This window comes from Variovorax sp. SPNA7 (assembly GCF_033807855.1).
Taxonomy (GTDB): domain Bacteria; phylum Pseudomonadota; class Gammaproteobacteria; order Burkholderiales; family Burkholderiaceae_C; genus Variovorax; species Variovorax beijingensis.
This window is the reverse complement of the sequence record NZ_CP138514.1, coordinates 795,027-810,358: the sequence shown is the minus strand read 5'-3', so window position 1 is coordinate 810,358 and position 15,332 is coordinate 795,027. Positions and strand designations below refer to the sequence as shown.

Here is a 15,332-nt window from a genome sequence, read left to right as displayed (position 1 = left end):
TCAGGCGTGTCGGGGTTCGAGGCGGAAGTCGTAGTGCGCGGACCAGTAGGGCGTTTCCAGTAACCTGCCGTCCGGCGCGCGCCCCGGGGGGTGCGGCTCGAAGTCCACGACGAGCCGCGGCCGCACGCCGAACACCGCGTCGGATTCGATGTACGGGCTGCCGGCCACGAACAGGTGCGTGGTCACGGGCACATGGCCCGGCGCCGAGACCATCATGTGGATGTGGCCGGGGCGGTTCGGATGGCGGCCCATCGCCTCGAGCATGCGGCCCACGGGCCCGTCGACCGGAATCGGATAGAAGCTCGGCCGGATCGACCAGAACCAGTAGCGGCCTTCGTGGTCGGTGCGGATGCGCCCGCGCGCCTGCATCGCGGCGCCTTCGAGCTGCATGTCGTACACGCCTTCGCCGTCGCCCGACCAGATGTCGAGCAGCGCATCCTCGAGCGGCTGGCCGTGGGTGTCGGTGACGCGGCCGCTGTAGAAGGTCGGCTCGCCGCGGGCGCCCTGGGCCACGTCGGCGCCGAGCGGCAGGTCGGGCGCGCCCTCCCAGTAGAAGGGGCCCTGCACGGTGGCGTGCGTGGCCTCGCTGAGCTCGGTGGCATGCGTGGCTTCGCTGGCCTCGGCCCGGCCGCGCTTGCCGGCGGCGGCGCGCAGCTGGTCCAGGATCACGACCATCATCGAGGCGCCGAGCGTGTCCGACAGCAGGATGAACTCCTGGCGCTTGTCGGTGCAGGTCTGGCCTGTGGCGGTCAGGAATTCGATGCCCTGCATCCATTCGTCCGGCTTCAGGTCCACCTCGCGGATGAAGGCATGCAGGTGCGTGATCAGCGACTGCATGAGCTGCAGGAAGCGCGCGTCGCGCGTTCCCTTGAGGCTCTGCAGCACGGTCTGCGTGAGCTCGCTTTCGTTCGATGGGGTCATGGTGTTCTTGTCTCCTGGCTCGTTTCGTTTTGTTCTGGAAGGCTGCGTGGGCTCAGCGCGCGGCGGTGGGCGGCTGCCCCAGGCGCCGACGGATCGGCTCGACGATGGCCGCGTTGTCGGCGCCGAGCATGGGCGGCGCCGTCACTTCGAGCGCGCGCTCGCCGTCGAAGCTCACGGGCGAGCGGATGGTGTGCCACTCGCCGCCCTCGGGGTGCGGTGCGCTCACCTGCAGCTGCAGATGCCGCGCCTGCGGGTCTTCCATGGCCTCGCGCGTGTCGTACATGGGCGCGTGCGGCACGTCCTCGGCCTCGAGCCGCGCGCACCACGCTGCGCGGGTCTGCTGGCGGAACAGCTCGCCGAGCAGCGCGATCAGGTCTTCCTGGTGCGCGATGCGCGCCTCGCGCGAGGCGAAGCGCGGGTCCGCGAACAGGCGAGGGCGCTCGATGGCGTTGGCCAGGCCCTGCCAGAACTTCTCGGGCGAGGACATGTGCAGCGCGATCCACAGGCCGTCCGCGCACTCCAGCACGTAGGACTGCGAGACGCTCGGCCGGCTGAACGGGCCCATGACCTCGCTCTCGGAAAAGAAGTGCGTGAAGGCGTCGAGGTTGAAGTGGCACATGGCCTCCAGCATCGACACCTCGACCGCGCGCCCGCGCCCGGTGCGGCCCCGTTCGACCAGTGCGCCGAGCACGCCGTAGGCGGCGTAGAAGCCGGTCATGGCATCGGCGAGCGCGGGGCCGACCACGCGCGGGTTGGCCGGGTTCACCAGCAGCTTGAGGAAGGCGCTTGCGGCCTGCGCCACCGTGTCGTAGGCGGGGCGCCCGGCCGCGGGGCCGGTCTGCCCGAAGCCGCTGATCGCGCAATACACGAGCCGTGGATTGAGCGCCCGCAGCCGCAACTCGCCGGCGCCCAGCCGCTCGGCCGCACCGGGGCGGAAATTCTGGATGTAGACGTCGGCGTCCTTGACCAGCTCGTCGAACACGGCCGCGTCCTCGGGCAGCTTCGGGTTGAGCGTGACGCTGCGCTTGTTGCGGTTGTAGGTCTGGAAGTGCGGGCTGTAGAGGCCGCCGCGAAAGGCGCGGAACGGATCGCCCGCGCCGGGCTGCTCGATCTTGACCACCTCGGCACCCAGGTCCGCGAGGAACATGCCGGCGGCCGGTCCGGTGATGAACGTGCCTTGTTCCAGCACCTTGATGCCGCTGAGGACTTTTTGCACCGGGGAGTCTCCTGTCGTTGTGGTGGGGCCGGAGAAACTTTAGGTTGCATCCAAGAATTCCGAAAATGATTGTTTTCCATCGTTAGCATCGATGCCATCGATCATTGCTTCCGAGGAACGCCATGGAACTCCGGCACCTGCGCTACTTCATCGCCCTGTCGGGCTCGCTGAACTTCACGCGCGCGGCCGAGCGCCTGCACGTCACGCAGTCGACGCTGTCGCACCAGATCAAGCAGCTCGAAGAGGAGATCGGCGTTGCGCTGTTCGACCGCATCGGCAAGCGCGTGAGCCTGACCGACGCCGGCGACGAGTTCCTGCACTACTGCACCAAGGCCCTGCACGAGATCGACCTGGGGCTGGGCGCGCTGCGCCAGGACAGCTCCGAGGTGGCGGGCGAGCTGCGCGTGGGCTCCACGCACACCTTCAACCTCGGCTTCATCCCAGACTGCATCGCGAGCTTCCAGGCGCGGCATCCGCGCGTGAAGGTGGTGGTCGAGGAGCTGTCGGCCGACCAGATCGCCGCGCGCCTGCAGCAGGGCACGCTGGACCTGGGCATCGCCTACCGGCCAAGCGTGCCCGGGCCGCTGCAGTTCGAGCCGCTCTACAACGAGGAGATGGTGCTGGTGGTGGCCAGGAAGCACGCGCTCGCGCGGCGCAAGCGCGTGCGCATGGTGGAGCTGCACCGGCTGCCGATGGTGCTGCTGCCGGCCAGCTTTGCCACGCGCCAGATGCTCGACGAATGCTTTCGCTCCTGCGGCGCGCAGCCCCACGTGGTGGCGGAGATCAACACGCTGGCGCCGATGATGGACCTGGTCGCCAAGACGCAGCTCGCGTCCATCGTGGCCGCGAACGTGGTCAACCCGCTCTCGGGGCTCGTGGTCATCCGGCTCGAAAGCCCCACGCCCGTGCGCACGCCCGGCATGCTGTGGTCGCCGGTGGCACGCGACGCGGCGGCCACGCGCGCGTTCTCGACCATCGTGCGCAAGCTGGCGCTGCGCAGCAGCCTGCAGGGCGCTGGCCTGCGCACGCGCTAGCAGCTGCGCGGTTTCAGAGGCCGCGTCCGGGCACCTTCACTGCCGGCTGGCCAGCCATTGGCGCGCAGGCATGCCGACCTTCTGCGTGAAGAGCCGCGACAGCGCAGATGCATTGGCGTAGCCGAGCGTGTCCGCGATGGTCTTGAGCGATGCGCCCTTCCGGAGCTCGGCCTGTGCGATCGTGAGGCGCCAGCTGGCGAGGTAGTCCGCGGGCGTGGCGTTCACCACGGCCTTGAAGCGCTGGGCGAACGCACTGCGGGACAGGCCGGCCTCGCGCGCCATGCGGTCCAGCGTCCAGGGATCGCCCGGACGCTCGTGCATGGCGACCAGGACGCGCGCCAGCTGCGCATCGCCGAGTCCGGCCAGAAGGCCGGCGGGAAGCTCGCTTTCCTGCGGGTGGTCGAGCAGCCAGCGCAGGAGCTGGATCAGCACGACCTCGAACAGCCGGTCGGCCAGCAGGCGGTGGCCGCACAGCACCCGGGTGGTCTCGGCGAAGAGCAGCGCCAGCGACTGCTCGAGGCCCTCCACGGCATCGAGTGGCAGGACGACCAGGGGCGGCAGCGCGCGCGCCAGGGGATGCGCCTCGCCGCCATCGAAATCGAGCGTCGCGCAGACGAAATCCGAACCCTCCGCTGGTGCGTTGTGAAAGTTGTGCGCCAGGGGCCGGGGATAGAAAAGAAGGCACGGCGCCTGCACGGCGAGCTTGCGCGGCACACCGGCGCGCGCCGAGTGCGTGACCACCATCTCGCCGCGCCGCAGCACATGCAGGAAGCCGCGGCCTTGCCGGGCAGCGAACTTCGTGGTGCCGCACAAGGGGCCGGCGTGGAACAGATGGGCCCGCACGTGAAAGCGCTCGAGCAGAGAGGAAAGCCTGTCGATCGGGGGCATGCGGGTCGATTCTGGACGAAAAGGTATCTTATTCGGATGAAACGATCCCGATCATACGGCGCATGCGCAGACACTGGCTTCGTTCCTCCACTTCTTCAAAGGACTCCCATGTCTCGCATCCCTCTCGTGAACGAAGCCGCAGCCGCCGGCGAAGCCAAGGCCCTGTTGGCGAACATCCATGGCACCTTCGGCGCCACGCCCAACATGTTCCGCGCCGTTGCCAATTCGCCGGCCGCGCTCAAGAGCATGTGGGGATCGTTCGGCGCGCTCGGTGGCGGCGCCATTCCTGCGCAACTCGGCGAACAGATCGCCGTGGCGGTGGCTGACCGCAACGCATGCCACTATTGCTTGGCCGCGCACACGGCGCTCGGCCGCAAGGCCGGGGTGTCCGCCGCAGACATGGCGGCGGCCCAGGCGGGCGAATCTTCCGACCCGCAGACGGCGGCAGCGCTGCGCTTCGTGCTCAAGCTGGTCGATGCGCGCGGCCAGGTCGGCGCTGCCGATGTCGACGCGCTTCGCAGCGCCGGCTTCGACGATGCGCAGATCGTCGAGATCGTCGCGCACGTGGCGTTGAACCTGTTCACCAACTATGTGAACGTGGCCTTCGACGTGCCGGTCGATTTTCCGTCGGTCAAGCTGCGCGCAGCCGCCTGACCGGAGCGATAGTGCAGGGGGCGGCGCGGCCGCTTCCTGGTTGCCTTCACGTTGGAGCTTTCGACATGCCGAAGATCTTTCCCCCGGCGCCCGCGCTGCAGGTTGCCCAATGGCTCAACGCGGACAGCGCCCTCACGCTGGAGTCGCTGCGCGGCCGCGTGGTGGTGCTGCATGCCTTCCAGATGCTCTGCCCGGCCTGCGTGTCGCACGGCCTGCCGCAGGCAAAGAAGACGCGGCAGCTTTTCGATGCCAAGGACGTTGCCGTGATCGGCCTGCACACGGTGTTCGAACACCAGGATGTGATGACCGCCGCTGCCCTTGCCGCATTCGTGCAGGAGTACCGCCTGATGTTTCCCATCGGCATCGACGCGCCTTCCCGCGGCAGCATTCCCGCGACGATGCGGGCGTACCAGCTGCAGGGAACGCCGAGCGTCGTCCTCATCGACAGGCAGGGCCGCATCCGGCTGAGCCACTTCGGCCTGCTCGATGACATGGCGCTCGGCGCGGCCATCGGCCAGCTGGCCGCCGAAGAGGCACCCGCGACGCTGATCACGCGGTCCTCGGGCGATGCGGACGGCCTTGCATCGGCGCGCGGCGGGTGCCGCGGCGAGGGCTGCCAGGCCGATGGAGCCTGATCCCATGAAGTGCATCGCATTGCAGCACCTCGCCTTCGAGGACCTCGGCTCGTTCGCGCGCGTGCTCGCGGACGCCGGCTACGAGATCGAGTACCGGCAGGCCGGCGTCTCGCCCCTTGGCGTCGACGAATGGCGCAGCGCCGGGCTTGTCGTCGTGCTCGGCGGTCCCGTGGCCGCCTACGACATCCGGACCTATCCGTGGCTGGAAGACGAGCTGGCGGGCCTGCGCGAGCGCCTGGCGCTGCGGCTTCCGACCCTGGGGCTGTGCCTGGGCGCGCAGCTGATGGCCAGCGCGCTCGGTGCGCGCGTGTATCCGGCCGCGGGCAAGGAGATCGGGTGGGCGCCGGTCGAATTGAACGAGGCCGGCCAGGCCTCGTGCCTTGCGCGGCTGGAAGGCAGCCCGGTGCTCCACTGGCATGGCGACACCTTCGACGTTCCGCCGGGCGGCGTCCTGCTCGCGAGCACGGCTTCCACGCCGCACCAGGCGTTCAGCCTGGGGTCGCATGCGCTTGGGCTCCAGTTCCATCCGGAGGCGGACCCGTCGCGCATCGAACCATGGCTGATCGGGCATGCCTGCGAACTCGTCCAGGCCGGGGTCGACATACCCGCGCTGCGCGCCCGCAGCGCCGCATTGGGCGCCGGCCCCTGCACGGCCGCCGCGGCGATGTTGACGGCCTGGCTGGGGCAGCTCGAATGACGCCAGGCGCCACCGTGATCGATGCGTTGCTGGTGGGCCAGGTGGCGCTGCTGCCCGACGGGCGCTCGTCGAGCGGCATCCACAAGTTGCCCGCGGACCACGCGCTGTGGCTGTCGGCCACGGGCCTGCAGGGCGATGCGCAGGCCGACCTGCGCATCCACGGCGGTGTCGAGAAGGCGGTGCATCACTACCCTCGCGAGCACTATGCCCGCTGGGCTTCCTGGAGCCGCCGCGCCGACCTGCTTGCAAACCCGGGCGCATTCGGCGAGAACATCTCCTCCCGCGGCTGGGACGAATCGAACGTGTGCATCGGCGACGTGGTGCGCCTTGGCGAGGCGCTGGTGCAGGTGTCGCAGGGCCGGCAGCCCTGCTGGAAACTCGACCTGCGGTTCGGCGAGCGCGGCATGGCACGCGAGATGCAGGCGCGCGGCCACACGGGCTGGTACTACCGCACGCTCGAACCCGGCTGGGTGCGCGCCGGCGCGCAGGCCGTGCGGGTCGATCGGCCGCACCCGGACTGGCCTCTGTCGCGTCTCATTGCATTGCTGTTCACCCGGGACGCGCACGCGGCGCCCGAATGGGAGCGTGCGGCCGAATTGCCGGCGCTCGCCGAACGCTGGCGCCAGACCTTTCAAAAACGCGCAGCCTCGGGGCGTGTCGAAGACTGGGAGCCGCGTCTGCGGTTGCCACCGAACGGCGCATGATCTCGCGAGGTCTGGTAGAAGCACGGCATGACCGTCTCGCTCGCGGCCTCCCTCATCGAACTCGCACTCGGATCGGAACTCGGGGCTTCCGGCGATGCCGGGCGCAATCGCTGCACGCTCGAGGGCGTGACGTGGCAATCCATGCCGGACGGCGCCGTCGAACTCCGGGTCCGGCGGTTCGAGGCGATGGCGCTGCGGCTTGCGTCGGATCCGTTCGTCCTTGAAATCGGCCGCATCGACGTGCATGAGCTGGTGGCTCGGCTGCGCGCCGAGGCCGGCGTGCCGCGCCTGGTTTCCGTCCAGGCGGACAAGGCCGAGTGCTCGGGATTGAAGCTGCATGGCCCGCTGGTGCTGCCGCCGCAGATCCAGAAAATCCGCGAGGCGAGCCAGGGCGCGGACGCAGCGGCAGCAACGCCCGGCGCCGCGGCCGGCCATGCGGCGGCCGATGCGTGGCACCTCGCACCGCTCCGCGAGGCCGAAGGCACCATCCGCGGCCAGATCACCGACGCGCACTTGCTGTTCGATGCCGACGTCACGGTGCCCATTCGCGACGGGCAGATCGACTTCAACGATGCGACGGTCGAGCATGTCGGGCCCGACTCGCGCATGGGCGTGAGCCGGATGGGCATCTACGTCGACGCGCCCAACGGGCGCAGCTACCTGTACCAGTTTGCCGCGGCGCCGCTCGCGGGCGTGGTGTTCGAGCACCGCGGAGCCTTGCTGGGCCCTTGGGTCTCCGAGCGCGGCAAGTTGCAGCTGCAGGCCTTTGCCGAATCGATGCTGCGCCAGGGCCGCAGTGGGCCTGGCCACGGGCTGACACAGCAGGCGCGCCTGCTGCTGGGCCGCACGTCGCTCTCGGGCGAGCTGCGGCTTGGCGAGGGGCTCGTTGCCGCGCCGGGCCTGCAAGTGCATCTGGAAGGGCGCCATGCGATCGCGCTGAACTCCCGGTCCGTCGGCCGCGGCCTCAAGGTCGAGACGGCGTCACTCGCGGCCCGCGATGCCGCGGCGGCCTGGAAGGGCGCGCAGATGGGCTTCGATCGGGCGACGGCGAAGCTGGCGATCGAGATCCTGGTCGAAGGTTCGGCGATGCGCTTCGCGCTGCACGTCGAGAACGGCACCGCCGAGGGGCTGCGGATCGATCTTCAGCGCAGCGGGCCGGGCGGCAGCGAAGGAACCTGAGGCAAGCGCACCTCGCTGAAGCGCATGCGGCGAAGGTCGCCCCGGGACTTGGGCGAGTATCAAGGGCCGAACCCGTTGAGGCGCCAGAACGCTCGCAGGATCAGAGCCTCCACCAGCCACCATTGCCCGGCCAGCAGGCCGATGGCTGTTGCTGCAACTGGCCACGCCTTGAAGCCGGCCTGAAAGAGAAGCCTCGCCGCAAGCACGACGCTCAGGCCAGCCAGCAGCCACAGGATCGCGTAGTACCACTCGCTTGCGGAAAGGGTCCTGTAGGCCACGAAGCTGAGAATGGATGCGCAGGCAAAAGGCACCCACGATCTGGCTTGCCGCAGATTCATGCGTCAAACCCGAGGCCGAGTCGGGACCATCGAGACATACGGGAGTCCAGATCCTATTTCACGCCATTGCTCAATGCCTGTGCGGCGCTGCGCGAAAGCGACCGCAGGTGCGCATCGATCGAGGCAGCCACGGGCGCGAACTCTGCATTGCTCAGTCGCTTGAAGTCGCGGGGCTCGGGAAAATTGTCGAGTTGCCGGACACGGCGCGCCTGCAGGGTCTTCATCGGCTCGTAGGCCATGAGGTCCATCGGAGGATCCATGACAAAGACCTTTGCCTCGACAGCGGGCACGGCGAAGTACCTCGTCGTTCCCAGCATGCTGCGCGTGAAAAGACCCGAGTTCGCCATGTAGCTCTCGGCGCAGGGGCCACCGGTGCACTCGAGCCGCGCGAGCGTTCGTTTCCCTTCGACCACGACGACCGCCGAGATCTGCTCTTCCCGGAGCTTTCGGGCCGCCCAGTCCTGCTTTGGGTTCGCGATCCAGCGCCCATCCGTTGAAACAGCCAGAGTGTCGATGGTGCTCGTTGCGAAGCTGGAGAGCTTCACGACCTGAAAGCCTGCCCTCTCGAGGTCCGACGCGAAGATCTCGTAGGCCCTGGAGGTGGGCGTCCAGGGAAACTGATAGTTTGCCGAGAAGTTGTTGAAGACGGTGGTGCCCACGTGCAGGTGCTGCGCCGGCGAAGGCATGTAGACCAGCACCCCGACCTTGGCGCCCTTCGCGAGCTTGCCTGTATTGGGCGGGACCGGTGGCGCCGTGGCAGCGCACCCGGCCAGGACGATCGCAATGACGAAGGCAAGCAGTCGGCTGCGCATGGTTCTCTTCTCCTCTTGTATGTATGGCTGGCGCAGTGGATTGTGCCCTTGCACGGGTTTTTCAGGGCTCGCGGCCCACGGCCTGGTGCAGCTTCGCCGCAATTTGTTGCGCGTGTATCGCGGAGCCGATGTTGGTGAAGCCGATCAGCAGCCCCTCGTCGCGGAAACTTGCCGTGCCCCGCGCGGACAGCGGCTGGCAGTTCAGTCCTGCGCGTTGCGCGCGGCGCGCCAGCTCCTCGTCGCCTTCGCGCCGCCGGTCGAAGCGTGCGATCAGGTGCATGCCGCCGCCCTGTAGGTCGATGCGCACCTCCTCGCCGAAGGCCTTCAGCAGCGCGGCCGCGAGCATGTGGCGGCGGCGCGCATAGAGCAGCCGCATCTTCTTCAGGTGGCGCGAGAAGTGGCCTTCGCGCATGAAATCGGCAACCACTGCCTGCGTGAGCTGCGGACATCCGTTGGACCCTGTCCGCGCGGCCTCGCCGAAGGCGCCGCGCAGCGCATTGGGCACCACCACGTAGCCCAGCGCCAGTCCGGGGTACAGCACCTTCGAGAAGCTGCCGGCGTAGAGCACGCGGTCGTGGTGGTCGAGGCTCTTGAGCGCGGGCAGCGGCGGGCCGGTGTAGCGGTATTCGCCGTCGTAGTCGTCCTCGACGATCCAGGCCTTCGCCTGCGAGGCCCAGTCGAGCAGCTGCAGCCGGCGCGCGAGCGACATCGAGACGCCGAGTGGCGCCTGGTGCGAGGGCGTGACGACGGCCATCTTCGCCCCCGCCGCCTTGCGCATGCCGCGCGCGACGACCAGGCCTTCTTCGTCCACCGGCACGGGCACCGTGCGCTGGCCGGCGCTGCGCAGCACCTCCTGCGTTGGCGGATAGCCCGGGTCTTCCACCCACACGCGCTCGTCCTTGGCGAGCAGCGCGTGCGAGGTGAGCGCGAGCGATGCGCGGTAGCCGCCGGTCACGAAGACCTGCGACGGATGGCTCGCGACGCCGCGCGACACCCGCAGGTAGGCGGCAATGGCCGTGCGCAGCGACGGATGGCCCGAGGGGTCGCCATAGAACATGTCGGCCGCGGCCGTTGCCCTGGCGCGGCGCGACACCAGGCGTGCCCAGAGTTTGCGCGGGAAGGCATCGAGCGCCGGAATGCCCAGCTGCAGGGGCGGCGGCGGCGCGGGGTCGGCGAGTTCCTGTTCCACGGCCCGCGCCTCGGCCTGCCGGCGCAAGCGGTGCGCCGATCGCGGGGAGGGCAGCGAGGGCGAGACCACCGTGCCCGCCTGCCCCTGCGGCGAGAAATAGCCTTCGCCCGCGAGCTGGTTGTAGGCCGCCTCGACGGTGCCGCGCGCCACGCCCAGTTCGCTGGCCAGGCTGCGCGCCGAGGCCACGCGGTCGCCCGGGCGGAGCAGGCCCTGCTCGATGGTCGTGCGGAAGCGTTCGTAGATCTGCCGGTGCAGCGGCGTGGATGCTGCACGGTCGATCGCGAGGAGGGCGGCGGGTGGTTTCTTCTCTTGGCTCATGGCCCATTCATTTTGACGAATCTTGGCTCTTTGGAATGGGGCATCGAAAACCTAAGCTTCGGACATCCAGTAAAAAAAGGACATGCGATGAGCGAGAAGATATTCGTGGCGGGTGCGGCCGGGGCCATCGGCAGCGCGCTCGTGCCCCTGTTGGTCGACGCAGGCTACGCCGTGTACGGCAGCACGCGGCGCGCCGAACGCGCGCAGGCGCTGGAGGCAAGCGGCGCGGTGCCCGTCGTCGTCGACGTGTTCGACGCGCCGGCCCTGCGCGCGGCGCTGATGCGCATTGCACCGGCGATCGTGATCCACCAGCTCACCGACCTGCCGCCGGACCTCGATCCCAAGCGGATGGCCGATGCCGCCCATCGCAATGCGCGCGTGCGCACCGAGGGCACGCGCAACCTCGTGGCCGCCGCGGCGGCGGCCGGCACCCGCCGGCTGGTGGCGCAGAGCATCGCCTGGCTCTATGCGCCCGGCGCGACCCCGCATGTCGAGGAAGACCCGCTCGATCTCGCCGCCGAGGGCACGCGCGGCGTCAGCGTGGGCGGCGTGGCGGCGCTGGAGCGCAGCGTGCTGGGCACGGCGGGCCTCACGGGCACGGTGCTGCGCTACGGGCAGTTCTATGGTCCCGGCACGTCGACCGCCGCGCCCAGGGGCGCGTGCCCGGTCCATGTGGAGGCCGCGGCCTGGGCGGCGGTGCTGGCGCTGCGGCATGCACAGGGCGGTGTCTTCAACATCGCCGAGGACAACCCCGAAGTCAGCAGCGAGAAGGCCAGGCGCGAGCTGGGCTGGCAGGCATCGCTGCGGCTGCGCCAGCGGCAGGGAGTGGCATCGTGAAGGCGGGGCAGCTTCACCGGCACCTCGGCGCGGGCATTGCTGCGCTCTCCCTGGTGCTGGCCGCCGGCTGGGCGCTGATGCCGCACGGCAACCGGCAGGAGGCCGCGCAGTGGTTCGCCGATGTGTGCAGCAGCGTGGCCCGGCCGATGTTCTCATCGGCCCCGGCGCCTGCGGGCTCGGGCGCCGACGCGAGGCCCGCGACCTCGGTCAAGGTGCTCTCGTGCGAGGCGCTGCCGAACGTGCCGGGCAAGGCGGTGACCACCGTGCTCGTCGACTTTCCGCCGCTGGCCTATTCGCCGGCCCACCGGCATCCGGGCTCGGTGACCGCGATCATCCTCGAAGGCACCATCCGCTCGCAGCTCGGCGGCGGTCCGGTGGGCACCTACAAGAGCGGCGAGACCTTCTTCGAGCCGCCACGCACGCTGCATCTCTTTGCGGAGAATCCCGATCCGGTGCGCCCCGCGAAGCTGCTGGCGGTGTTCGTTGCCGACGAGAACTGCGGCCCGCTGGTGCTGCCGCCGGATGCCGATTGAGCGTGCCCCACAGAGGGCGGCAGCCTCGCCGGTTGTGCCCGCCAGGTGATAGGCTGCGCGATTGTCTGGACTGGGTACTCTGCTTGGACAACCGCCTCATCGTGTCGCTCGACTTTGCCACCGCTGCATCGGCAGCGGAACTCGTGCGTCAACTGGGCGCCGAAGCGACGTTCTACAAGGTCGGCCTGCAGCTGCTGACCGCGGCCGGGCCTTCGGTCGTGCGCGAGCTCGTGACGGGCGGCAAGCGTGTGTTCCTGGACCTCAAGCTGTTGGAGATCCCGAGCTCGGTCGCGGCGGCGGTCACCGCAGCGGGGCAGATCGGCGCCTCGATGGTGACGGTCCATGCCTCGGGCGGCTCGGCGGTGCTTCGGTCCGCGGTCGAGGCTGCGCGCCGCTTTCCCGAGCTGAAGGTGCTCGCACTCACCGTCATCACCAGCATGGACGACGAAAGCTTGCGCGAAGTGGGCGTGGGCTCGACGGTGACCGAGCAGGTGCTGCGCCTTGCACGGCTTGCCGCTGCCGCGGGATGCGACGGCGTCGTCGCCTCGCCGCTGGAAGCGCGGCTGCTTCGCGAGATCCTGCCGCCGGGCATGCTGATCGTCACGCCCGGCATACAGCTGGCCGGTGACTCGGAGAAGAGCGACCATGCGCGCTTTACCACGGCGGCGCAGGCCATCGATGCGGGCGCGACGCACGTGGTGGTCGGTCGGCCGATAGCGCGCGCGCCGAATCCCGCGGATGCGTTTGCTGCCATGCGCGCGGAGCTGTCGGCGCTGCGGTGACAGGGCCTGCTTCGATGCGTGCTCAGGCCGCCTGCCGCCATGCGACAACCCCCGCTGTTCGCGCCCGCACCTCCGGCGACGCCAGGCAGGTGGCGACGGCCTCGTAGCCCGGCGCGCCGGGGCAGGGCGCGACCAGGCTCGGCGGGCTGTGGTTCGCGGGGCACAGGATGATCGCCTCCCCCGGCCCGACGGCCGCCAGGTCGAGGATCGCGCAGGAGCGCGTGAGCATGAAGATCGGCCGCGCGTTGGGTCCGCGGCGGCGCAGCCGGGCAATCAGCGCCTCCTGGGTGACCTGGTCCAGGCCGTGTTCGATCAGGTCAACGACCACGGCATCGGGTCCTTCCGCTTCCAGCCCGGCCAGAAGTGCAATCAGCGCGTCCGATGGCGTCGCGCCGTCCTCCACGAGCCAGGCCAGCGCGCGGTCGACCCGAGGCTCGGACACAGCGGCGCCGCACCCCACCCGCCGGTCCAGCCCCAGCCAGGCCGCATTGGGCAGTGCTTCGGCGATGCGCTGCGCCAGCCGGGTCTTGCCGCTGCCGAGCGGCCCGACAATGTAGTTGAGCGGCCGGATGTCCCGAAGCTCGAAGCGCTCTCCGCCCCAGGGCCATGGCAGGTCGAAGGCAAGGCGGACTTCGCCGGCGGGCGCGAGCAGGCCCGCGAGCTCGCCGATGCTCGGCGTTCGGCCTTGCGCAACATCGCTTCGCAGGCCGCGGACCTTCTCGACCGTGTGCATGAGCTGGCGAAGCTGCGCCTCCAGGGCCGTCTGATGCGCGGCCAACGCCTGCTCCAGGCCTTCGGGGTTGCCCGCGAGCACCCGTGCCACCTGGGCCAGGCTGAAGCCGAGCGCGCGAAGCGCGACGATCTCGGCCGCGCGGGCCATCTCCGCCGGGCCATAGGCCCGCCATCCCGCCGCGGTCCGGCCGGGCTCGACCAGGCCGCGCTGCTCGTACAGCCGCAGGGCCTTGGCCGAAACGCCGAGCCGCCGCGCGGCTTCGGAGGGATTCAGGTGCGGGGCGGGAGATCGCATGAAGTGTTCCTTTCGATGGATCTTCCCCTTTTAGAGGATGCCCCTGGGGCCGGGTCAAGCCGGAATGCCGAAAAGGCGCGGTCGCCGCCTCACAGCCCGCCCTGGCACAGGTACTTGGTGTGCATGTAGTCGTCGAGCCCGTGCACCGAGCCTTCGCGCCCGTAGCCCGATTCCTTCACGCCGCCGAAGGGCGCGGCCTCGGCGGCCAGCGCGCCTTCGTTGATGCCGACGATGCCGGATTCGAGCGCCTCGGCCACGCGCCAGATGCGGCGCACGTCGTTCGAGTAGAAGTAGGCGGCCAGGCCGAAGGGCGTGTCGTTGGCGGCCGCGATCACCTCGGCCTCGGTCTCGAAGCGCGTGACCGGCACCACGGGTCCGAAAGTCTCTTCGCAGCTGCATTCCATGCCCGCATCGGCATTCACCAGCACGGTCGGCGCATAGTAGTTGGGGCCGTCGCAGCGCGCGGAGCGCAGCCGTTCGCCGCCCACCACGATGCGCGCGCCCCGGGCCACGGCGTCGCGCACGTGGCGCTCGATCTTGTCGACCGCACGTGCGTTGATCATCGGGCCGATCTGTGAGTCGGGCTCTGTCGCCGGGCCGACCTTGAGCGCACCGACCCGCGCGGCCAGCTTGTCGACGAAGGCGTCGTGCACCCTGGCCTGCACGAACACGCGGTTCGGGCACACGCAGGTCTGGCCGCCGTTGCGGAACTTGGCGGCCATCAGGCCTTCGACCGCGGCATCGACATCGGCATCCTCGAACACGATGAACGGCGCATTGCCGCCGAGCTCGAGCGACAGCTTCTTGAGCGTGTCGGCCGAGGCGCGCGCGAGGTGCTTGCCGACCGGCGTGGAGCCGGTGAAGCTGATCTTGCGCACCCGCGCATCGGCCAGCCACACGTCGACCACCTCGGGCGTGCGCTCGCGCGAAGCCGTGACGATGTTGAGCACGCCCGCGGGCACGCCGGCCTCCTGCGCGAGCCTGACGAGCGCGAGCGAGGTCAGCGGCGTGTCCTCGGCCGGCTTGCACACCACGGTGCAGCCCGCGGCCAGCGCGGGCGCGATCTTGCGCGCGATCATCGCGGCCGGAAAATTCCACGGCGTGATCGCGGCGACCACACCGACCGGCTCCTTCAGCGCGAGCATGCGCCGGCCCGTCACGGGGGCCGGAATCACGTCGCCGTTGGCGCGCGTGGCTTCTTCGCCGAACCACTCGACATAGCTCGCCGCGTAGGCCACTTCGCCGCGGCCTTCGGCCAGCGGCTTGCCCTGCTCGCGCGAGATGAGGCGGCCCAGGTCTTCCTGGTGCGCGAGCATCAGGTCGTTCCAGCGCTTGAGGATCTGCGCGCGCTGCTTGGCCGGCACGGCGCGCCAGGCGGGGAAGGCCGCATGCGCGGCGTTCACTGCGGCGCGCGCGTCGGCGGCGGTGCCGTCGGGCACGCTCGCGAAGACGCCGTCGGTGGCGGGGTCGGTCACGTCGAGGCGGCGGCCGTCGCTGGCTTCGCGCCACTCGGCGCCGATGAGGTGTTGGCCGGGCAGCAGGTCCTGGCGTTCAAGGGTCAGTGTCAT

At 69.8% G+C, this 15,332-nt stretch carries 17 protein-coding genes; 9 read left to right on the top strand and 8 right to left on the bottom strand.

Features of this window, described 5'->3' with window-relative positions; translation table 11 throughout:
- Together RZE77_RS31550 and RZE77_RS31545 are read right to left on the bottom strand one after the other, a co-directional pair.
- Entirely contained in the window at positions 1–921 is a 921-nt protein-coding gene (locus RZE77_RS31550; protein ID WP_319442620.1) for a dioxygenase family protein, read from the bottom strand.
- 52 nt (positions 922–973) lie between these two features.
- A complete protein-coding gene (locus tag RZE77_RS31545) occupies positions 974–2,137 on the bottom strand; it encodes a CaiB/BaiF CoA transferase family protein (protein WP_319442619.1) in 1,164 nt (387 codons plus the stop codon).
- Positions 2,138–2,259: 122 nt separating this feature from the next.
- Between RZE77_RS31545 and RZE77_RS31540 the strand changes: the two genes are divergently transcribed.
- Positions 2,260–3,171 carry a LysR substrate-binding domain-containing protein gene (locus RZE77_RS31540; protein ID WP_319442618.1) on the top strand — a complete coding sequence of 304 codons (912 nt, stop codon included), beginning with the start codon at positions 2,260–2,262 and terminating at the stop codon, positions 3,169–3,171.
- Between the two features lie 36 nt (positions 3,172–3,207).
- Here RZE77_RS31540 and RZE77_RS31535 read toward each other — a convergent pair whose 3' ends face one another.
- On the bottom strand, positions 3,208–4,059 hold the full coding sequence (locus RZE77_RS31535) for an AraC family transcriptional regulator (RefSeq protein ID WP_319442617.1): 852 nt from the start codon (positions 4,057–4,059) through the stop codon (positions 3,208–3,210).
- A 108-nt stretch (positions 4,060–4,167) separates the two neighbouring features.
- On the opposite strand from RZE77_RS31535, the gene RZE77_RS31530 reads away from it, so the two are divergent.
- From RZE77_RS31530 to RZE77_RS31510, 5 genes are all read left to right on the top strand, one after another.
- Positions 4,168–4,713, top strand: coding sequence for a carboxymuconolactone decarboxylase family protein (locus RZE77_RS31530; protein ID WP_319442616.1), 546 nt, complete (start codon positions 4,168–4,170; stop codon positions 4,711–4,713).
- 65 nt (positions 4,714–4,778) lie between these two features.
- The gene (locus tag RZE77_RS31525; RefSeq protein ID WP_319442615.1) at positions 4,779–5,348 is read left to right on the top strand and encodes a redoxin family protein; all 570 of its coding nucleotides are present in this window, start codon (positions 4,779–4,781) and stop codon (positions 5,346–5,348) included.
- A gap of 4 nt (positions 5,349–5,352) precedes the next feature.
- Positions 5,353–6,045, top strand: a complete 693-nt coding sequence (locus RZE77_RS31520; protein ID WP_319442614.1) for a glutamine amidotransferase — start codon at positions 5,353–5,355, stop codon at positions 6,043–6,045.
- Positions 6,042–6,749: an MOSC domain-containing protein gene (locus tag RZE77_RS31515; RefSeq protein ID WP_319442613.1), complete on the top strand. Its 708-nt coding sequence runs from the start codon at positions 6,042–6,044 to the stop codon at positions 6,747–6,749. Before RZE77_RS31520 ends, RZE77_RS31515 begins: the two co-directional genes overlap by 4 nt.
- Before the next feature lie 27 nt (positions 6,750–6,776).
- Positions 6,777–7,928 carry a hypothetical protein gene (locus RZE77_RS31510; RefSeq protein ID WP_319442612.1) on the top strand — a complete coding sequence of 384 codons (1,152 nt, stop codon included), beginning with the start codon at positions 6,777–6,779 and terminating at the stop codon, positions 7,926–7,928.
- 59 nt (positions 7,929–7,987) lie between these two features.
- Here RZE77_RS31510 and RZE77_RS31505 read toward each other — a convergent pair whose 3' ends face one another.
- The 3 genes from RZE77_RS31505 to pdxR form a co-directional block, all read right to left on the bottom strand.
- Positions 7,988–8,266, bottom strand: a complete 279-nt coding sequence (locus RZE77_RS31505) for a hypothetical protein (RefSeq protein ID WP_319442611.1) — start codon at positions 8,264–8,266, stop codon at positions 7,988–7,990.
- A 53-nt stretch (positions 8,267–8,319) separates the two neighbouring features.
- Positions 8,320–9,078 (bottom strand): hypothetical protein, encoded by a 759-nt coding sequence (locus tag RZE77_RS31500; RefSeq protein ID WP_319442610.1) that lies wholly within the window; start codon positions 9,076–9,078, stop codon positions 8,320–8,322.
- A 61-nt stretch (positions 9,079–9,139) separates the two neighbouring features.
- The gene (pdxR, locus tag RZE77_RS31495) at positions 9,140–10,585 is read right to left on the bottom strand and encodes a MocR-like pyridoxine biosynthesis transcription factor PdxR (protein ID WP_319442609.1); all 1,446 of its coding nucleotides are present in this window, start codon (positions 10,583–10,585) and stop codon (positions 9,140–9,142) included.
- An 87-nt stretch (positions 10,586–10,672) separates the two neighbouring features.
- Between pdxR and RZE77_RS31490 the strand changes: the two genes are divergently transcribed.
- From RZE77_RS31490 to pyrF, 3 genes are all read left to right on the top strand, one after another.
- The gene (locus RZE77_RS31490; RefSeq protein ID WP_319442608.1) at positions 10,673–11,422 is read left to right on the top strand and encodes an NAD-dependent epimerase/dehydratase family protein; all 750 of its coding nucleotides are present in this window, start codon (positions 10,673–10,675) and stop codon (positions 11,420–11,422) included.
- Positions 11,419–11,955, top strand: a complete 537-nt coding sequence (locus tag RZE77_RS31485) for a cupin domain-containing protein (protein WP_319442607.1) — start codon at positions 11,419–11,421, stop codon at positions 11,953–11,955. Before RZE77_RS31490 ends, RZE77_RS31485 begins: the two co-directional genes overlap by 4 nt.
- Positions 11,956–12,038: 83 nt before the next feature.
- The gene (gene pyrF / locus RZE77_RS31480) at positions 12,039–12,737 is read left to right on the top strand and encodes an orotidine-5'-phosphate decarboxylase (RefSeq protein WP_319442606.1); all 699 of its coding nucleotides are present in this window, start codon (positions 12,039–12,041) and stop codon (positions 12,735–12,737) included.
- Between the two features lie 22 nt (positions 12,738–12,759).
- Here pyrF and RZE77_RS31475 read toward each other — a convergent pair whose 3' ends face one another.
- Positions 12,760–13,764: a MerR family transcriptional regulator gene (locus RZE77_RS31475; protein ID WP_319442605.1), complete on the bottom strand. Its 1,005-nt coding sequence runs from the start codon at positions 13,762–13,764 to the stop codon at positions 12,760–12,762.
- A gap of 89 nt (positions 13,765–13,853) precedes the next feature.
- Positions 13,854–15,332: an NAD-dependent succinate-semialdehyde dehydrogenase gene (locus RZE77_RS31470; RefSeq protein ID WP_319442604.1), complete on the bottom strand. Its 1,479-nt coding sequence runs from the start codon at positions 15,330–15,332 to the stop codon at positions 13,854–13,856.